This window comes from bacterium (assembly GCA_040756715.1).
Lineage (GTDB): Bacteria > UBA9089 > UBA9088 > UBA9088 > UBA9088 > JBFLYE01.
On sequence record JBFLYE010000044.1, the window covers coordinates 1 to 2,590 of the forward strand.

Annotated in this window: 3 protein-coding genes; 2 read left to right on the forward strand and 1 reads right to left on the reverse strand. The window is 38.7% G+C overall.

Annotated elements, in window-relative coordinates; translation table 11 throughout:
• Nucleotides 1–297: hypothetical protein (locus AB1397_01715; GenBank protein MEW6481711.1), on the forward strand; the 297-nt coding region annotated here is incomplete at its 5' end.
• A gap of 204 nt (nt 298–501) precedes the next feature.
• Here AB1397_01715 and secD read toward each other — a convergent pair.
• Entirely contained in the window at nt 502–1,797 is a 1,296-nt protein-coding gene (secD, locus tag AB1397_01720) for a protein translocase subunit SecD (GenBank protein MEW6481712.1), read from the reverse strand.
• A 139-nt stretch (nt 1,798–1,936) separates the two neighbouring features.
• Here secD and AB1397_01725 point away from each other — a divergent pair.
• The coding region (locus tag AB1397_01725) for a DUF2723 domain-containing protein (GenBank protein ID MEW6481713.1) at nt 1,937–2,590 on the forward strand (654 nt) is incomplete at its 3' end.

Consider the following 2,590-nt stretch of genomic DNA (forward strand, 5'->3'; position numbering starts at 1 on the left):
GGTAATCTCAAGGAAGCGAATGATGTCCTTTCCCTTATTAAGGCAATTGATATGTGCCTTGATGAAATAAGGTTCACAAACTATGGCTATTCTGATTTTGAAGTAAAGGATTATGAGACAATAGAGGAAAAACAGAGGGAGATATTTGAAAGCTTAAAAGAAATAGAAAATTCTGATTTTGTGCATATAAGGGAGATTAAAGATAGGATAGAAAACCTCAAAAAAGACTACGCTGAAATAAAGAGCCTGATTATGGCTTTTCTTCCCCAAAAGAAGAATGAAATAATAGAGGAATAAAAAATCAGAAATTTTGTATGTGTTTAGCTCGGTGAGAATAAAATTGGGAAATAGGCACTTAAGGCACAAAGGCACTTAAGGCGAGAGAGTTTATTTATTACTTGCTTTCTTTGTGCCTTTGCCCCTTTGTGCCTAGGTATATAGGACAGCTAAATAACGGGTATGGTAATTTGGTTAAGAGAGAAGCTAAACACGTACGAAATTTTATATTGATATCTTCTCTTTTCTGTAAAAGACAATGTCAAAGACCACCTTGCAAAGGAATAAAGCAGAAAACATTGATGCAATAATTCCAATGCTTAAAGTAACAGCAAAGCCTTTAATGGGGCCTGTTCCAAAATAAAAGAGGATAAATGCAGTGATCAGGGTGGTGAGGTTTGAATCAAGAATAGTTAAAAATGCCCTTTTATGGCCAGCCTCAATGGCATTTCTTACAGACCTTCCCCCTTTCAACTCCTCCTTTATCCTTTCAAAGATAAGGACATTTGCATCAACCGCCATACCAATGGTTAAAACAAGACCAGCAATTCCAGGAAGAGTAAGGGTTGCGGAAAATCCCGCTAAAACACCAAGGATAACCGCAATTGTGTAGGAAATGCCAAGAACAGCAACTAAGCCTGAGAATTTGTAATATAAAACCATAAACAAAATAACGCAAAGTGCCCCAAAAAAACCCGCCATTAATCCCTTTTTTACCGCATCATGTCCTAAACTTGCTCCCACTGTCCTATTCTCAACGATATTAACCGGTGTAGGTAGGGTTCCTGCTCTTAAAACAATAGCCAAATCCCTTGCCTCGTCCATTGTAAAATTTCCCGTAATTTGTCCTTTTCCATCTGGAATTCTTGATCTTATAACCGGTGCTGACTTTACCTTTCCATCCAGAATAATAGCAAGCCTTTTTTCAATGTTTTCACCGGTTATCTTTGCAAAGCTTCTTGCTCCAATTGGGTCCAATGAAAATGAGACCCCAATATTTGATCCCAAGCCCATCTGGTCTGTCCTGGAAACCCAGGCATCATTTAGATGCTCACCTGTCATATCAGCCTTTTCCTTTACAAGATAATTATTTCCATCCTCATCTTTGAGGATTTCCCATCCTGTCTTTGGACCCTTTTCCAGGGCTGTATTTAAATTTTGCTCATCAACCAGCTTAAACTCAAGCAATGCGGTTTGACCAATAATTTTCCTTGCCCTTTCAGGGTCATCAAGCCCAGGGAGTTGGACAACAATTCTTTTGTTTTCTCCCTCTCCTTCAAGTTGGACAATAGGCTCTGCCACATGAAATTCATCAACCCTATTTCTTATTACCTCAAGTGCCCTCTCTGCTGTATCTTCTGCCTGTTTAGAAGAAAGACCTGATGTATCAGGCATAAGAACAAGGTTCATCCCACCAATAAGGTCAAGACCAAGCTTTAGCTTTTTAATGTAAAGATAGGCTATTGTCCCTCCAAAAATAAAGAGGATAAGAATTATTTTCCAGGCAACCTTTTTTTGCATTATTTAAAAATTATACATTGTAAATTTACAATTTGCAATTTAAAATTTAGGGATGATTGGGCTTTTTGTTTTCTTTGGTGTATTCCTTGTCTATCTTCTTACCTCTTATCCAACCATTCCATTCCACGATGCAGGTGATATGGTATCAGCGGCATACCTTCTTGGGATACCACACCCTACAGGATACCCCCTATTTACCATCTTTGGAAAGCTTTTTATCACCATTATTCCCTTTGGAAACATTGCCTTCAGGATGAATATTTTATCTGCATTATTTGCCTCCCTTTGTGTAATGATGACATATTTTATCACCTTAAAACTGAGCACCAGAGCACCAGAGCAGCCTACTAGCACCAGAATAATTCCAGGTATTGTTGCCTCTCTGACCCTTGCCTTTTCCTCTACATTTTGGGAACAGGCTGTCCTTGCCGAGAAATATACCCTAAATGCCCTCTTTGCCACCTTAATTATCTTTATCCTCCTTAAATGGCAAGACTCCCGACTCCCGACTCCCGACTCCCGACTTCTTTATTTGTTTTCTTTTGTCTTGGGTTTATCCTTTACCCACCATATGCAGACATCATTTCTTTTACCGGCAAGCATTTTCTTTATCCTGGCTGTTTCTTGGAAAAACAAAAAAAGGCTCAAGGCTTCTGGCTTTTGGCTCAAAACTTTTTCATTCCGCACTCCGCACTCCCCATTCCGCATTTTCATAAAATCTTTACCACAATTTTGCATTTTGCATTTTGCATTTTGCATTTTTTTATTTATCTTGCCCCTTACTTTGTGGGCT

Coding starts and splice junctions, on each gene's coding strand:
- secD (MEW6481712.1), bottom strand. CDS start 1,797: ATGCAAAAAAAGGTTGCCTGGAAAATAATTCTTATCCTCTTTATTTTT.